14 protein-coding genes are annotated in these 14,952 nt (G+C 72.4%); 12 read left to right on the top strand and 2 right to left on the bottom strand.

All coding sequences use genetic code 11. The annotated features are described in order from the left end of the window. Nucleotides 1–21: 21 nt before the first annotated feature. Nucleotides 22–672, bottom strand: coding sequence for a TetR/AcrR family transcriptional regulator (locus ACFCY1_RS27355; protein WP_375876374.1), 651 nt, complete (start codon nucleotides 670–672; stop codon nucleotides 22–24). A 94-nt stretch (nucleotides 673–766) separates the two neighbouring features. Here ACFCY1_RS27355 and ACFCY1_RS27350 point away from each other — a divergent pair, with 94 nt between their 5' ends. Both ACFCY1_RS27350 and ACFCY1_RS27345 read left to right on the top strand, forming a co-directional pair. Then, entirely contained in the window at nucleotides 767–1,432 is a 666-nt protein-coding gene (locus ACFCY1_RS27350; RefSeq protein ID WP_375876373.1) for a CatB-related O-acetyltransferase, read from the top strand. 176 nt (nucleotides 1,433–1,608) lie between these two features. Then, nucleotides 1,609–2,625 carry a DMT family transporter gene (locus ACFCY1_RS27345; protein WP_375876372.1) on the top strand — a complete coding sequence of 339 codons (1,017 nt, stop codon included), beginning with the start codon at nucleotides 1,609–1,611 and terminating at the stop codon, nucleotides 2,623–2,625. Nucleotides 2,626–2,638: 13 nt separating this feature from the next. On the opposite strand, the gene ACFCY1_RS27340 is transcribed toward ACFCY1_RS27345, so the two are convergent. Beyond that, nucleotides 2,639–3,214, bottom strand: coding sequence for a hypothetical protein (locus ACFCY1_RS27340; RefSeq protein ID WP_234348343.1), 576 nt, complete (start codon nucleotides 3,212–3,214; stop codon nucleotides 2,639–2,641). Between the two features lie 197 nt (nucleotides 3,215–3,411). On the opposite strand from ACFCY1_RS27340, the gene ACFCY1_RS27335 reads away from it, so the two are divergent. From ACFCY1_RS27335 to nuoH, 10 genes are all read left to right on the top strand, one after another. Continuing rightward, nucleotides 3,412–4,491 carry a sensor histidine kinase gene (locus tag ACFCY1_RS27335; protein WP_375876371.1) on the top strand — a complete coding sequence of 360 codons (1,080 nt, stop codon included), beginning with the start codon at nucleotides 3,412–3,414 and terminating at the stop codon, nucleotides 4,489–4,491. 41 nt (nucleotides 4,492–4,532) lie between these two features. Beyond that, nucleotides 4,533–5,243, top strand: a complete 711-nt coding sequence (locus tag ACFCY1_RS27330; protein WP_049651170.1) for a response regulator transcription factor — start codon at nucleotides 4,533–4,535, stop codon at nucleotides 5,241–5,243. 535 nt (nucleotides 5,244–5,778) lie between these two features. After that, nucleotides 5,779–6,138 carry an NADH-quinone oxidoreductase subunit A gene (locus ACFCY1_RS27325; RefSeq protein ID WP_030060100.1) on the top strand — a complete coding sequence of 120 codons (360 nt, stop codon included), beginning with the start codon at nucleotides 5,779–5,781 and terminating at the stop codon, nucleotides 6,136–6,138. A 127-nt stretch (nucleotides 6,139–6,265) separates the two neighbouring features. After that, entirely contained in the window at nucleotides 6,266–6,820 is a 555-nt protein-coding gene (locus tag ACFCY1_RS27320; protein WP_074005520.1) for an NADH-quinone oxidoreductase subunit B family protein, read from the top strand. Further along, a complete protein-coding gene (locus ACFCY1_RS27315; protein ID WP_074005521.1) occupies nucleotides 6,817–7,530 on the top strand; it encodes an NADH-quinone oxidoreductase subunit C in 714 nt (237 codons plus the stop codon). Before ACFCY1_RS27320 ends, ACFCY1_RS27315 begins: the two co-directional genes overlap by 4 nt. Next, a complete protein-coding gene (locus tag ACFCY1_RS27310; RefSeq protein ID WP_049651167.1) occupies nucleotides 7,530–8,870 on the top strand; it encodes an NADH-quinone oxidoreductase subunit D in 1,341 nt (446 codons plus the stop codon). The genes ACFCY1_RS27315 and ACFCY1_RS27310 overlap by 1 nt, the downstream gene beginning before the upstream one ends. Continuing rightward, nucleotides 8,867–9,667 (top strand): NADH-quinone oxidoreductase subunit NuoE, encoded by an 801-nt coding sequence (gene nuoE, locus ACFCY1_RS27305; protein ID WP_375876370.1) that lies wholly within the window; start codon nucleotides 8,867–8,869, stop codon nucleotides 9,665–9,667. Before ACFCY1_RS27310 ends, nuoE begins: the two co-directional genes overlap by 4 nt. Further along, a complete protein-coding gene (nuoF, locus tag ACFCY1_RS27300; RefSeq protein WP_049651165.1) occupies nucleotides 9,667–11,028 on the top strand; it encodes an NADH-quinone oxidoreductase subunit NuoF in 1,362 nt (453 codons plus the stop codon). Before nuoE ends, nuoF begins: the two co-directional genes overlap by 1 nt. Further along, nucleotides 11,025–13,598, top strand: coding sequence for an NADH-quinone oxidoreductase subunit G (locus ACFCY1_RS27295; RefSeq protein WP_375876369.1), 2,574 nt, complete (start codon nucleotides 11,025–11,027; stop codon nucleotides 13,596–13,598). The genes nuoF and ACFCY1_RS27295 overlap by 4 nt, the downstream gene beginning before the upstream one ends. Next, complete coding sequence (gene nuoH, locus ACFCY1_RS27290) at nucleotides 13,595–14,950, top strand: NADH-quinone oxidoreductase subunit NuoH (protein WP_375876368.1); 1,356 nt, start codon at nucleotides 13,595–13,597, stop codon at nucleotides 14,948–14,950. Before ACFCY1_RS27295 ends, nuoH begins: the two co-directional genes overlap by 4 nt. Nucleotides 14,951–14,952: the final 2 nt, after the last annotated feature.

The raw sequence follows: 14,952 nt of genomic DNA, 5'->3' as shown, positions 1-14,952 counted from the left end.
CGGCGACAGTGTGATGGTTTGTCAGTTCTGCTCCGGGGTGGTCGTGGTGGGTGTGAAGAGTCCCGCGCGGGCGGCCATGGCCGCGGCGTCGGCGGCCCGCTCGGCGGTGCGGGCGTCCAGTGGCTCGCCGGAGACGAAGAGGCGGTAGTAGAGCGGCGCGGTGGCGGCCCGGACCACCTCGGCGCCGTCCGTCCCGGCGGGCAGCTCGCCCCGGGCGACGGCCCTTTCGGCCACCTCGGCGGCCTGGCGGTGGCGCGCCGCGAAGAAGGCGCGCAGGGCGGCCGCGCCGGTGTCCGAGCGCTGGGCCGCGGAGATCAGCGCGGTGGGCGTGGGGCCGAGCTCCGGATCGGTGAAGACGCTGAACACCTCCTGGGTGATCCGGCGGAGGTCCTGCCGGAGGTCGCCGGTGTCGGGCAGGGGCCAGGGCTGGTCGGCGGAGGCGGTCAGGGCGTCGGCGACCAGGCCGTCCACTCCGCCCCAGCGCCGGTAGAGGGTCGCCTTGTGGGCGCCGGAGCGGGCGGCGACCGCCTCGACGGTGAGCCCGTCGTACCCCTTCTCGGCGACCTCGGCGAGCGTGGCGGCGACCACCTCGGCCCGGACCCGGGCGCTGCGGCCGCCCGGGCGCGGGGTGGGGGTGCGGGGCTCTGGTGCGGGGTGGGTTGCTCCAGTCAAAGTCGACTCCAGTCGCATTAAGGCTTGCTGTGGGGTGGCGGCCGTGCCATGCTCATCGTAATGCGACTCATGTCGCATTACGAGAGGAGCCCGCGTGTCCGCCACTGCCGTTCCCGACCCCACCGTCCTCCACCCGCTCGCCGGCCACGACCGGGTCGTCCTGCTGCGCCCGCTCGTCACCGACCCGAGGATCGAGGTCGGCGAGTACACCTACTTCGACGACCCCGACGATGCCACCCGCTTCGAGGAGCGCAACGTCCTCTACGCGTACGGCCCCGAGCGGCTGGTGATCGGCAGGTACTGCGCGATCGCCACCGGCACCCGCTTCCTGATGGCCGGCGCCGCCCACCCGACCGTCGGCGTCTCCACCTTCCCCTTCACGATGTTCGGCGGCAGTTGGACCGAGCGGACCCTCGACATCGTCACGGGCCTGCCCAGCCGGGGTGACACCGTGGTCGGCAACGACGTCTGGTTCGGCCACGGGGCCACCGTCCTGCCCGGCGTCCGGATCGGCGACGGTGCGATCATCGCGGCCGGGGCGATGGTCACCGCCGACGTCGAGCCCTACACCGTCGTCGGCGGCAACCCGGCCCGCCCGATCCGCCGCCGCTTCGACGACGCCGACATCGAGCGTCTGCTCCGTGCGGCCTGGTGGGACTGGCCGGTGGAGCTGGTCACCGAGCACGTCCGCGCCATCATGTCCGGCACCCCGGCCGACATCGAGGCGATCGCCGCGGCGAACGGTCTGCTCTCCGCCTGACCCAACCGTGCCCGTGGAGGGCATTGATCATCGGGGGCCCGGTGCGCGAAGATGGCGCCCCCTTGCTCCGCGCACCGCCCCGTCCACTGCCGGGCCTTCCGCCCGGCTCCTGGGTCCGTCCGACGCCGTACGGTACTCGCGCCCGCCGGTTCCGTTCGTTCGGAGGGATCTTTCGCATGCCAGCCTCCTTGTCCGACCCGTCCGAGGGTTCGTCCTCGTCGGTCCTTCGCGATCTTCCGGTCCTGCTCGTGGCCGTGGTGTGGGGATCGAGCTTCCTCGCCGTCCAGCGGGTGGCCGAGCCCGGGACGGTCGTGGCGATGCTGGTGCTGCGGTTCGGCCTGGTGCTGCCGCTGCTCGGGCTGGTCGCCTGGCGTGCCCTGCGGAGGCTGAGCCGCGCCGAGTGGCTCGGCGGCGCCGCACTGGGGCTGGTGCTCAGCGGGATCTTCCTGCTGGAGACCTACGGAGCCGTGCACACCTCCGCGACCAATGCCGGGCTGATCATCAGCCTCGCGATGGTGCTCACGCCGCTCGGCGAGAGCGCCCTCGCCCGGACCGCGCCGCCGAAGGCCTTCCTCGCCGCCGCCGGGCTGGCCGTCCTCGGCGTCGCCCTGCTCACCGGGGACGGTGGGCTGCGCCCTCCGGCACTCGGTGACCTACTGGTGCTGGGCGCCGCCCTCGTCCGCTCGGCGTACGTCCTCGCGATGGCCCGCACCCGGGCCGTCCGCGACACCGATGTGCTCGCCGTCACCTGGGTCCAACTCGCGGTGGCCACCGGCGTGTTCGCCGCCGTCGCGTTCCTGGTCGGACCCGCGCCGTGGACGGTCGCGCGTTCGTACGGGGCCGGCCAGTGGGGCTGGCTGCTGCACCTGTCCTTGTTCTGCACCCTGTTCGCCTTCTTCGTCCAGATGTGGGCCGTGCGGGCCACGTCGCCCTCGCGGGTGAGCCTGCTGCTCGGGACCGAGCCGCTCTGGGCCGCCGTCTTCGGCATCACCGTGGCCGGGAACCGCATGGGCCCGCTCGCCCTGCTCGGCGGAGCCCTGGTGCTGGTCGCGACCGAGTGGGGCCGGCGCACCGCCCCCGTACCCGCCCCCGCCCCGGCTGTCGCCCCCGCTCCGGCGCCGCGCCCGACCGGGGGCGAGTGCGAGAGCGGGACCGACGCGGTGGGGCCGGGCGCGGAGCCGGCTCCGGTGTGACCCGCCGTCCTCGTCACCGGCGCCGCCGCAGCGTCCGGCGGGCGTAGTCGAGGGCGACCGCGCCGAGCAGCGGGCCCCAGGCGACCAGGGGCAGGTAGGCGAGCGTCATCACCACGGCGGCGAAGCCGTGCGGGGAATCCGGCTCGGCCAGGTTGTGCGCCCAGCCGCCGAGCAGTGCGGCCGTGCCGACGTAGGTGAGGACCGCCGAGCCCAGCAGCGCCGGGACGATCGCGGCGAGCGGCCGGACCCGACGGCCGCCTATCAGGGGGATCCACCGGGGCGCCACCAGCCCCCAGGGCCGGACCAGGCCCAGGGTCAGGAAGGCCAGCGCCTCCGCCAGGGCGCTCAGCGCCACGCAGTAGACCGTGCCCCAGCCCGGCTGGTGCGCGCCGTACGCCGCGGCCGTCGCGCCGGAGAAGCCGACCGGGACGCCGAAGCCGAAGGCGATCCGCCACAGCCCCGAGGGGATGGTGCTGAGGACTGCGGCCCCGGCGGCGAGCCGGGCCCAGCGCGGGGCGGGCGGGACGTTCGGGGCCGCCGCCGCGGCCCGGTGGGCGGTGCCGCGGGCGGTGATCACGAGCTTCGACATGGTGGTGGACTCCCTTCGGCTCCGGCCTCCGTGGCCGGTGCGATGACTCAAGACTGGAGGCCCGCCAGGGGTTCGCGGCAGATGCCGATCGGGCTGTTCCTCCTGCTCAACCGGCCTTTGAAATATGCCGATCGGCACAGGCGCGCCGCCCGGGCGGCGTCGTAGTGTGACGGCAGTCGAAGGGTCGAGAAGGGGTGATGACGATGACTCAGATCCTGTCCGGGATCGTCCTGGTCCTGGTGCCGCCGGCCTGGGTGGCGCGGGGGCGGTACGGGGCAGCGGCCGTGACCATGGCGCTCGGGGCGGCGTCGGTCGTGGTCACGGTCGCCGTCTGGCTCCTCGGCCGCTGGGCGGAGGGGCAGCGGTGGGCCGGGCTGGCGGGCCTGGTCGAGCTGGCCGTCCTGCTGCTGTCGGTGGTCGTCAGCCTGCGCGCCGAGGACGGCCCGCGGTGCGCGGCGGCGGCCTGGACGGCTTGCGGAGCGGTCGCCCTCTGGCCGTCCCGGTTCGCGTTCGTCGAGGGGCCCGCGGACACGCTCACGCTCTTCGGGTTCGGATCGATGCTCTCCCTGCCGGCCGTCCTGGTCGGGCTCTACCTGCGGGGCCTGGACGAGGGGCGCCGCGAGGCGGTGGCCGAGGCCAGACGGGCCCAGCGGCTCGAACTGGCCCACGACCTGCACGACTTCGTGGCGCACGATGTCAGCGGCATGGTCGCCCAGGCCCAGGCGGGGGCCTATCTGGCGGGGATCGATCCGGCCGGCGCGGCCGAGATGTTCCAGCGAATAGAGCAGGCCGGGCAGCGGGCGCTGGCCTCGCTGGACCGGACGGTACAGCTGCTGCGCAGCGAGGAGCAGGGCGGCCGCGGTCCGCAGCCCGGACTCGCCGAACTCGCCGAGGTGGCCGAGCGGTTCACCGCGACGGGCGGCGTGAACGTCCGCCTGGAGCTGCCGGAGGAGCCGGTGCCGCGCGAGGTGGAGGGCACCGTCCACCGGATCGTGGTCGAGTCCCTGACCAATGTCCGGCGGCACGCTCCGGCCGCGCGGGCGGTCGAGATCCGGGCCCGCCGCAGCGGTGGACGGCTGGAGCTGACCGTGACCAACGACGGTCGGGCACCGGGCCCGGCGGGGCGGCCGCGCCGGGGCGGCGGCAGCGGACTGCCGGGGTTGGCGGCCCGGGTGGAGGCCCTCGGCGGTTCGCTGGAAGCCGGTCCGTACGAGCGGGAGGCCTGGCGGGTGACGGCGGTGCTGCCGCTGGAGGAGGCCGGCACGGGGCCGGCGTGATAGGAGCCGACGAAGGTCGGCAACGGGGAGAGGTGCGGGACATGGGCAGTGGCACAGGGCCGGTTCGGATCCTGATCGCGGACGACCAGGCGGATGTCCGCAGCGCGTTCCGGATGATCCTGGACGTCCAGCCGGACATGGTGGTGGTCGCGGAGGCGGCGGACGGCGCCGCGGCGGTGGCGGAGGCACGGAGGCTGCGGCCGGACGTGGTGCTCGCGGACATCCGGATGCCGAAGCTCGACGGCCTGGAGGTCACACGCCAGTTGGCCGACCAGTGCAAGGTGATCGTGGTGACCACCTTCGACCTGGACGAGTACGTGCACACGGCGCTGCGGCACGGAGCGGCCGGGTTCCTGCTGAAGCGCTCGGGGCCGGTGCTGCTGATCGAGGCGGTCCGGGCGGCGATGGCCGGGGACGCGTTGATCAGCCCGCAGGTCACCGTCCGGCTGCTGCGGCACATGGCACTCCCGGGCGCGGAGCCGAAGCCGGCGCTGAAGTCGGGGCCGGGCGCGAAGGCGGCCGCGGCGGCTCCGCAGCCGACAGCCGGGCCGACGGAGGAACTGACCACGAGAGAAAGGGAGATCGCCGAGCTGGTGGCAGACGGTGCGACCAACGCCGAGATCGGCGCAGGGCTGTTCATCTCACCGGGGACGGTGAAGAACCACCTCGCCAACATCCAGCGCAAGATCGGCGCCCGCAACCGGGTGGGCATCGCGGCCTGGGTCTGGGAGCAGACGGCCGGCCGCCAGTAGCGGGCCCCGCCCCGGAGCACGAGGGCCCGCGGCCCCGGCGGGCACCGCCGGAGCGGGACGGCGGGCGCGCGGGAGAGGGGGAAGGGAGCCCCGCCCGACGGCAGGCTCGCGCGCTTGTGAACGAAGGGTCAAGCGAGCGTTCGGGCCCCGCCACCCCTGCGAGTGAGCCGCTATAACACGTCAACATGACGTCTGAAAATTTGCTCCCTACGACGCATAGTTGATATAGGAACACGCCCCTGACCTGCCACTTCACAAGTAAATGCGACCGCTTGTGATCGTTTGACTGCTTTGCGTAGACAAATCTGGGCATGCTCACATTCGACCCCATTTACAGGGTGTCGTAGATCACAAAGATGGCGTTGAACTGCGTGTCGCAGATCACAAGCCGACGGGCATAAGATGCGCTCGTTCCAGGCTTTGTGAACTGCCTCACATGAGGTGGATCTCGGGAACCGGGACGCGGGTTCACCTCAGTGTGACCTGCCGGTTCCGATCTGCAGTCAAGGACGACTGGACGGAGGGAGCGGGGGCTATGAATGCCTACGCGCCGATCCTCGTACTCGGTGCCATCGCGGCGGCGTTCGCGGTCGGCTCCGTCGTGATGGCCTCACTCACCGGCCCCAAGCGCTACAACCGGGCCAAGTTGGAGGCGTACGAGTGCGGCATCGAGCCGACCCCGCAGCCCGTGGGCGGCGGTCGGTTCCCGATCAAGTACTACCTGACGGCGATGCTCTTCATCGTCTTCGACATCGAGATCGTCTTCCTCTACCCCTGGGCGGTGACCTTCGACGCCCTGGGGATCTTCGGGCTGGTCGAGATGCTCCTGTTCATCGCCACCGTCTTCGTCGCGTACGCCTACGTGTGGCGGCGCGGCGGTCTGGAGTGGGACTGAGCGCGGGGTGGTCAGAGCGCGGGGTGGTGGCCCACCCGTCCGCCGGCTGAGCACCCGCTTGTGAACGAGCGGACAAGCCAGAACCGGCCCACGTATCAGAGGACTTGAGGGCATTGAGAGGGATCTGATGGGAATCGAGGAGAAGCTGCCGAGCGGCTTTCTGCTCACGACCGTGGAGACGGCCGCCGGCTGGGTGCGCAAGGCGTCACTCTTCCCGGCCACCTTCGGTCTGGCCTGCTGCGCGATCGAGATGATGACCACCGGGGCGGGCCGCTACGACCTGGCCCGGTTCGGCATGGAGGTCTTCCGGGGCTCCCCCCGGCAGGCCGATCTGATGATCGTGGCGGGCCGGGTGAGTCAGAAGATGGCCCCGGTGCTGCGCCAGGTGTACGACCAGATGCCCAACCCCAAGTGGGTCATCTCGATGGGTGTCTGCGCCTCGTCCGGCGGGATGTTCAACAACTACGCGATCGTCCAGGGCGTCGACCACATCGTCCCGGTGGACATCTACCTGCCCGGTTGTCCGCCCCGTCCGGAGATGCTGATGGACGCCATCCTGAAGCTGCACGACAAGATCCAGCACGAGCCGCTGGGCGTGAACAGGCGCCGGGCCGAGGAGCTCGGCGAGGCGCTCGCCCTCAAGGCCACCCCGATCAGCGAGATGCGGGGGCAGCTGCGATGAACGAGCAGGTACCCGAGACCCGCCGCGAGCAGCCGGTCCGCGAGATCCCGGTCGAGGTGGTCGGCCGCCGCCAGGGCATGTTCGGTGCCGAGGGCAGTGGCGACACCTCCGGCTTCGGCGGTCTGGCCGCCCCGATCGTGCTGCCCGGTCCGAGCGAACGCCCGTACGGCGGCTGGTTCGACGAGGTCGCCGACGAGCTGGAGGGCGCCCTGGAGGAGCAGGGCCTGGACCCGGTCGAGGTGATCGAGAGGACGGTGGTCGACCGCGGCGAGATCACCTTCCACATCGAGCGCGACCACCTGCTGAGGACCGCCCGGATCCTGCGCGACGACCCGGCGCTGCGCTTCGAGCTCTGCCTGGGGGTGAGCGGCGTGCACTACCCCGGCGACAAGGGCCGCGAGCTGCACGCGGTCTACCACCTGCGCTCGATCACCCACGGCCGGCTGATCCGGCTGGAGGTCACCGCGCCCGACGCCGATCCGCGCGTCCCCTCCGTGGTGAGCGTCTACCCGACCAACGACTGGCACGAGCGCGAGGCCTACGACTTCTTCGGCCTGGTCTTCGAGGGCCACCCGGCGCTCACCCGGATCATGATGCCGGACGACTGGCTGGGCCACCCGCAGCGCAAGGACTACCCGCTCGGCGGCATCCCCGTCGAGTACAAGGGCGCCCAGATCCCGGCTCCCGACCAGCGGAGGTCGTACAGCTGATGAACACCCAGCACTATGGAGAGACCGAGGAAGCCGACGCCCGCGAGACCACCGAGGGCCGGGTCTTCACCGTCACCGGCGGCGACTGGGGCGAGGTGGTCGAGGCGGTCGGCCGGGCCGACGACGAACGCATCATCGTCAACATGGGCCCCCAGCACCCGTCCACCCACGGCGTGCTGCGGCTGATCCTGGAGATCGACGGCGAGACGGTGAAGGAGGCCCGCTGCGGCATCGGCTACCTCCACACCGGCATCGAGAAGAACATGGAGTTCCGCAGCTGGGTCCAGGGCACCACCTTCGTGACCCGCATGGACTACCTGACCCCGCTGTTCAACGAGACGGCCTACTGCCTGGCGGTCGAGAAGCTGCTCGGCATCACCGGCGACGTCCCGGACCGCGCCAACGTCATCCGGGTGATGATGATGGAGCTCAACCGGATCGCCTCGCACCTGGTCTGCCTGGCCACCGGCGGCATGGAGATCGGCTCCACCACCCTGATGATCTACGGCTTCCGGGACCGCGAACTGATTCTGGACGTCTTCGAGCTGGTCACCGGCCTGCGCATGAACCACGCGTACGTGCGCCCCGGCGGCCTCGCCCAGGACCTGCCGCCCGGCGCGGTCGACCAGATCCGCGAGGCGGTCAAGGTCTTCCGCTCCCGGATGCACGAGTACGACAAACTCGCCACCGGCAACCCGGTGTTCAAGGCCCGCCTGGTCGACGTCGGCTTCCTGGACCTGCCCGGCTGCCTGGCCCTGGGCGCCACCGGCCCGATCCTGCGCGCCACCGGCCTGCCGCACGACCTGCGCAAGACCGACCCGTACTGCGGGTACCAGGACTACGACTTCGAGGTCGCGATCGCGGAGAGCGCCGACTCCTACGGCCGCTTCCTGATCCGCCTGGAGGAGATGAAGCAGTCGCTGCGGATCGTCGAGCAGTGCCTGGACCGGCTGCGGCCCGGCCCGGTCATGGTGGCCGACAAGAAGATCGCCTGGCCGGCCCAACTGGCCGTCGGTCCGGACGGGATGGGCAACTCCCTCGACCACATCCGCAAGATCATGGGCACCTCGATGGAGGCCCTGATCCACCACTTCAAGCTGGTCACCGAGGGCTTCCGGGTCCCGGTCGGCCAGGCGTACGCGGCGGTCGAGTCGCCCAAGGGCGAGCTGGGCGTGCACGTGGTCAGCGACGGCGGGACGCGTCCGTACCGGGTCCACTTCCGGGACCCGTCGTTCACCAATCTGCAGACGATGGCGGCGATGTGCGAGGGCGGCCAGGTGGCCGACGTGATCGTCGCGGTGGCCGGGATCGACCCGGTGATGGGAGGCGTGGACCGGTGACCAACGTCGAACTCGGACTGCCGGCACTGCCGGCCGCACCGTACCCCGAGGAGGTGCGTGCCCGGCTGGCCGCCGACGCAGCCGAGCTGATCGCCCGCTACCCGCAGGCCCGCTCGGCGCTGCTGCCGCTGCTGCACCTGGTGCAGGCGGAGGAGGGCTTCGTCAGCCCGACCGGGATCCGCTTCTGCGCCGAACAGCTGGACCTCACCACCGCCGAGGTCACCGCGGTCGCGACCTTCTACACCATGTACCGGCGTCGCCCGGCCGGGAAGTACCACGTCGGGGTCTGCACCAACACCCTGTGCGCGGTGCTCGGCGGCGACCAGATCTTCGCCGAGCTCCAGGAGCACCTGGGCGTCCGCAACAACGAGACCACCGAGGACGGCGAGGTCTCGATCGAGCACATCGAGTGCAACGCGGCCTGCGACTACGCGCCCGTGGTGATGGTCAACTGGGAGTTCTTCGACAACCAGACCCCGGACAGCGCCCGGCAGTTGGTCGACGACCTGCGCGCCGGCCGAGAGGTCCGGCCCACCCGCGGCGCCCGGCTGTGCGGCTTCAAGGAGACCTCCCGGATCCTGGCCGGCTTCCCCGACGAGCGCCCGGGGGCCAACGACGAGTCCGGCGCCGGCGGCGCGCCCTCCCTGGCCGGCCTGCGGCTGGCCCGCGGCGAGGCGCTGCCCGGCGCCCCCGGCACCAAGGTGGTCGCCCCGCGCCCCGAATCCCCGCGCCCCGAGGCCAACGGCCAAGCGGGCACCACCCAGGCGGGCAACGGCCAGGAAGGGAGCGAAGCGTGATGACCTCCGCCGAGCCGGCCGAGAAGCTGCTCACCCCGGTCCTGTCCGACTCCTGGGACGACAGCCGCCCCTGGACGCTCGACACCTACCGCCGCCACCACGGCTACGAGGGCCTCAAGGCGGCCCTCGCCATGCCGCCGGACGACGTGATCGCCCTGGTCAAGGACTCCGGCCTGCGCGGCCGCGGCGGCGCCGGCTTCCCCACCGGGATGAAGTGGCAGTTCATCCCGCAGAACGACGGCAAGCCGCACTACCTGGTGGTCAACGCGGACGAGTCCGAGCCGGGCACCTGCAAGGACATCCCGTTGCTGTTCGCCAACCCGCACGCGCTGATCGAGGGCATGATCATCGCCTCCTACGCGATCCGCTGCGACCACGCCTTCATCTACCTGCGCGGCGAGGTCGTCCCGGTGCTGCGCCGGCTGCACGCGGCCGTCGCCGAGGCGTACGGGGCGGGGCTGCTGGGCCGGAACATCCTCGGCTCGGGCGTCGACCTGGACATCACCGTGCACGCCGGCGCCGGCGCCTACATCTGCGGCGAGGAGACGGCGCTGCTGGACTCGCTGGAGGGCCGCCGCGGCCAGCCCAGGCTGCGGCCCCCGTTCCCGGCCATCGCCGGCCTGTACGCCTGCCCGACGGTGGTCAACAACGTCGAGTCGATCGCCTCGGTGCCGCCGATCCTGTCCCGCGGCAAGGAGTGGTTCAAGGCCCTGGGCACCGAGAAGTCCCCCGGCTTCACGCTCTACTCGCTCTCCGGCCACGTCACCAACCCCGGCCAGTACGAGGCCCCGCTCGGCGTCACGCTGCGCCAGCTGCTCGACCTCAGCGGCGGCGTCCGCGCCGGGCACCGGCTGAAGTTCTGGACCCCGGGCGGCTCATCCACCCCGATGTTCACCGACGAGCACCTCGACGTCCCGCTGGACTACGAGGGCGTCGGGGCGGCCGGCTCAATGCTCGGCACCAAGGCGCTCCAGGTCTTCGACGAGACCACCTGCGTGGTGCGGGCCGTCACCCGCTGGACGGAGTTCTACGCCCACGAGTCCTGCGGCAAGTGCACCCCCTGCCGCGAGGGCACCTACTGGCTGGTCCAGCTGCTCAAGCGGATCGAGGCGGGCCAGGGCGTCGACGGGGACCTGGAGAAGCTCCTCGACATCGCCGACAACATCAACGGCAAGTCCTTCTGCGCCCTGGGCGACGGCGCGGCCAGTCCGATCGTCTCCTCGCTCCAGCACTTCCGGGCCGAGTACGAGCAGCACCTGGCCGAGCGCCGCTGCCCGTTCGACCCGGCCGCCTCCACCGTCTGGGCCGACGGCCCCCGCCCCGGCCACCAGTCCGCCACCGAAAGGGAGGTGCACGCGTGACGATCACAGAGCCAACGGCCTCCGAGACAGCGGTCGAACTGGTCACGCTCACCATCGACGGCGTCGAAGTGCGGGTCCCCAAGGGAACGTTGGTGATCAGGGCCGCCGAGACCATCGGCACCCAGATCCCGCGCTTCTGCGACCACCCGCTGCTCGACCCGGCCGGCGCCTGCCGCCAGTGCATCGTCGAGGTCGAGGGCCAGCGCAAGCCGGTCGCCTCCTGCACCATCCCGGTGGCCGAGGGCATGGTGGTGCGCACCCAGCTCAGCTCGCCGGTGGCCGAGAAGGCCCAGCGCGGCGTGATGGAGCTGCTGCTGATCAATCACCCGCTGGACTGCCCGGTCTGCGACAAGGGCGGCGAGTGCCCGCTGCAGAACCAGGCGATGAGCAGCGGCGCCGCCGACTCCCGCTTCGAGGGGATGAAGCGCACCTACGAGAAGCCGGTGCCGATCAGCAGCCAGGTGCTGCTGGACCGCGAGCGCTGCGTGCTGTGCGCGCGCTGCACCCGCTTCTCGCAGCAGATCGCCGGGGACCCGTTCATCGACCTGGTGGAGCGCGGGGCGCTGCAGCAGGTCGGCACCGGCGAGGGCGACGACTTCGAGTCCTACTTCTCCGGGAACACCATCCAGATCTGCCCGGTGGGCGCGCTCACCTCGGCGGCGTACCGGTTCCGCTCGCGCCCCTTCGACCTGGTCTCCTCGCCGAGCGTGTGCGAGCACTGCGCCTCGGGCTGCGCGCAGCGCACCGACCACCGGCGCGGCAAGGTGCTGCGCCGGCTGGCGGGCGAGGACCCGGCGGTGAACGAGGAGTGGAACTGCGACAAGGGCCGCTTCGCCTTCCGCTACGCCCAGCAGCGCGACCGGCTGACCACCCCGCTGGTGCGGGTGGACGGCGAGCTGGTGCCGGCCTCCTGGCCGGAGGCGCTGGCCCGGGCGGCCGAGGGGCTGCGCGGGGTCCGGGCGGGGGTGCTGGCCGGCGGCCGGGTGACGGTCGAGGACGCCTACGCGTACGGGAAGTTCGCGCGGGTGGTGCTGGGCACCAACGACGTGGACTTCCGGGCCCGCCCGCACAGCGGCGAGGAGGCGGACTTCCTGGCCGCGGCGGTGGCCGGGCGGGGCGTCGACGTGGACGGCACCGGGGTGTCGTACGAGGACCTCGACCGGGCGCCGGCGGTGCTGCTGGCGGGCTTCGAGCCGGAGGAGGAGTCGCCGATCGTCTTCCTGCGGCTGCGCAAGGCGACCCGGGCGACGGGCCTGAAGGTGTTCTCGGTGGCCGCGTTCGGCTCCCGGGGCCTGGCGAAGCTGCGCGGGGCGCTGCTGCCGGCCGCCCCCGGCACCGAGCCGGAGTGGTTCGCGGCGCTGGCGGCGGACGAGCCGCTGAACGACGACGCGGGCCGGGCGGCCGAACTGCTGCGCACCCCGGGCGCGGTGATCCTGGCGGGCGAGCGGCTGGCCGCCGTCCCGGGCGGGCTGACGGCGGTGCTGCGGCTGGCGCACGCGACGGGTGCGAGGCTCGCCTGGGTGCCGCGCCGGGCCGGTGAGCGCGGGGCCGTCGAGGCGGGCGTGCTGCCGGGCCTGCTGCCCGGCGGGCGTCCGGTGGCCGTTCCGGCGGCCCGGGCGGAGGCGGCCGCGGTGTGGGGCGGCGCCGAGCCGCCGTCCCGGCCGGGCCGGGACACCGACGGGATCCTGGCGGCGGCCGTGGCGGGCGAGTTGGACGCGCTGCTGGTCGGCGGCGTGGACCCGGACGACCTGCCGGATCCGGCGCTGGCCGACGAGGCGCTGGCGGCGGTGCCGTTCCTGGTGTCGCTGGAGCTGCGGCCCTCGGCGGTGACGGCGCGGGCCGACGTGGTGCTGCCGGTGGCGGCGGTGGCGGAGAAGGCCGGCACCTTCCTGGACTGGGAGGGCCGGGTGCGGATGTTCGAGTCGGCGCTCAAGCCGGACCAGCAGATGGGCCGCCACCTCCAGCCGGACCTGCGGGTGCTGGGCATGCTGGCCGACGCGCTGGGCCACCGGCTGGGCCTGCCGGACGTCCGGGCGGCCCGGCTGGAGCTGGACCGCTTCGCTCCCTGGGAGGGCGACCGCACGGCCGACCCGGCGGCGCACCCGGGCCTGCTGCCCCGACCGGCCACCGGCCAGGCGGTGCTGGCGGGTTGGCGTCTGCTGCTGGACAACGGCGTGCTGCAGCAGGGGGACCCGCACCTGGCGGGCACCCGGCACCGGGCGGTGGCCCGGATCTCGGCGGAGACGGCCAAGGAGATCGGCGCCGAGGCGGCCGAGGAGCTGCGGCTGACCGGTCCGGCCGGATCGCTGACCCTGCCGCTGGAGGTCACCGACTCGATCCCGGACCGCACGGTCTGGGTCCCGCTGGACTCCACGCCGGGCGGTGCCCACCGCGCGCTCGGCACCACCGTCGGCCACCTGGTCACGATCGCCGCGGCCGAGTCGGAACCCGAGCCCGAACCCGAGCCCGAAGTCGGACCCGGACCCGAAGTCGGACCCGCACCCGGGGCCGGCTCCGAACCCGGGGCCGCGGACGAGACCGCCGGCGACGGCACAGGGGAGGACCGATGACGTCGCAGCCGTACGAGACGCTCCACTTCTTCGGGCAGGACCCGTGGTGGCTGGTGCTGCTGAAGGCGGTGTTCTGCTTCGCCTTCCTGGTCCTGACGGTGCTGATCGCGATCGTCTGGGAGCGCAAGGTGGTGGCCTGGATGCAGCTGCGCATCGGGCCCAACCGGCACGGCCCGTGGGGCCTGCTGCAGTCGCTGGCGGACGGCGTGAAGCTGGCGCTGAAGGAAGACCTGGTGGTCAAGGGCTCGGACAAGGTGGTCTACATCCTGGCCCCGATCGTCTGCGCCATCCCCGCGTTCATGGCCTTCGCGGTGATCCCGTTCGGTCCGGCCGGCAACGAGGTGTCGATCTTCGGCACCCGTACGCCGCTCCAGCTGACGGACTTCCCGGTCGCGCTGCTGTACGTCCTGGCGACGGCCTCGGTGGGCATCTACGGCATCGTGCTGGCCGGCTGGTCCTCGGGTTCGACGTACCCGCTGCTGGGCGGGCTGCGCTCGTCCGCGCAGATGATCAGCTACGAGATCGCGATGGGCCTGTCCTTCGCGGCGGTGTTCATCTACTCGGGCTCGATGTCGACCTCGGAGATCGTGGCGCACCAGCAGCCGACCTGGTTCGCGGCGCTGCTGCCGGTGTCGTTCATCGTCTACATCATCGCGATGGTCGGCGAGACCAACCGGGCGCCGTTCGACCTGCCGGAGGCCGAGGGCGAGCTGGTCGGCGGCTTCAACACCGAGTACTCCTCGCTGAAGTTCGCGATGTTCATGCTGGCCGAGTACGTGAACATGGTGACGGTCTCGGCGGTGGCCTCGACCCTCTTCCTGGGCGGCTGGCGGGCCCCGTGGCCGGTGACGACCTTCTGGGAGGGCGCCAACCACGGCTGGTGGCCGATGCTGTGGATCACGCTGAAGATCCAGCTGCTGCTGTTCTTCTTCATCTGGCTGCGCGGCACGCTGCCCCGGCTCCGCTACGACCAGTTCATGAAGCTGGGCTGGAAGGTGCTGATCCCGGTCTCGCTGGTGTGGCTGGTGCTGATCGCGAGCGTGCGGGCGCTGCGCAACGAGGGCTACGGCTTCGGCCAGGTGGTGCTGTACGTGGGCGCCCCGGTCGGGGCGGTGCTGCTGCTGGCGCTGCTGCGGGACTTCCTGAGGAAGCAGCCGGAGTCCGGGGAGGCCCCGCCCGGTGCGGGCCCGGCCCGGCCGAAGGACGGGGGGGAGTTCGACCCGATGGCGGGCGGCTACCCCGTCCCGCCGCTGCCCGGCCAGGTGCTCCCGCCGGTGCCGCGCCGCCGCAGCCGTGCCCCGAAGCAACTCCAGGACGCCCTCAACGGGGCCGACCATTCCGAAGGGAGCTGAAC

The sequence above is a fragment of the Kitasatospora sp. NPDC056273 genome (assembly GCF_042268845.1).
In the GTDB taxonomy this organism is placed as follows: domain Bacteria; phylum Actinomycetota; class Actinomycetes; order Streptomycetales; family Streptomycetaceae; genus Kitasatospora.
Note: the sequence above shows the minus strand (reverse complement) of the source record. Positions and strands in the feature narration are given on the sequence as shown.

Coding starts and splice junctions, on each gene's coding strand:
- ACFCY1_RS27345 (WP_375876372.1), top strand. CDS start 1,609: ATGCCAGCCTCCTTGTCCGACCCGTCCGAGGGTTCGTCCTCGTCGGTC.
- ACFCY1_RS27340 (WP_234348343.1), bottom strand. CDS start 3,214: ATGTCGAAGCTCGTGATCACCGCCCGCGGCACCGCCCACCGGGCCGCG.
- ACFCY1_RS27335 (WP_375876371.1), top strand. CDS start 3,412: ATGACGATGACTCAGATCCTGTCCGGGATCGTCCTGGTCCTGGTGCCG.
- ACFCY1_RS27330 (WP_049651170.1), top strand. CDS start 4,533: ATGGGCAGTGGCACAGGGCCGGTTCGGATCCTGATCGCGGACGACCAG.
- ACFCY1_RS27325 (WP_030060100.1), top strand. CDS start 5,779: ATGAATGCCTACGCGCCGATCCTCGTACTCGGTGCCATCGCGGCGGCG.
- ACFCY1_RS27320 (WP_074005520.1), top strand. CDS start 6,266: ATGGGAATCGAGGAGAAGCTGCCGAGCGGCTTTCTGCTCACGACCGTG.
- ACFCY1_RS27315 (WP_074005521.1), top strand. CDS start 6,817: ATGAACGAGCAGGTACCCGAGACCCGCCGCGAGCAGCCGGTCCGCGAG.
- ACFCY1_RS27310 (WP_049651167.1), top strand. CDS start 7,530: ATGAACACCCAGCACTATGGAGAGACCGAGGAAGCCGACGCCCGCGAG.
- nuoF (WP_049651165.1), top strand. CDS start 9,667: ATGACCTCCGCCGAGCCGGCCGAGAAGCTGCTCACCCCGGTCCTGTCC.
- nuoH (WP_375876368.1), top strand. CDS start 13,595: ATGACGTCGCAGCCGTACGAGACGCTCCACTTCTTCGGGCAGGACCCG.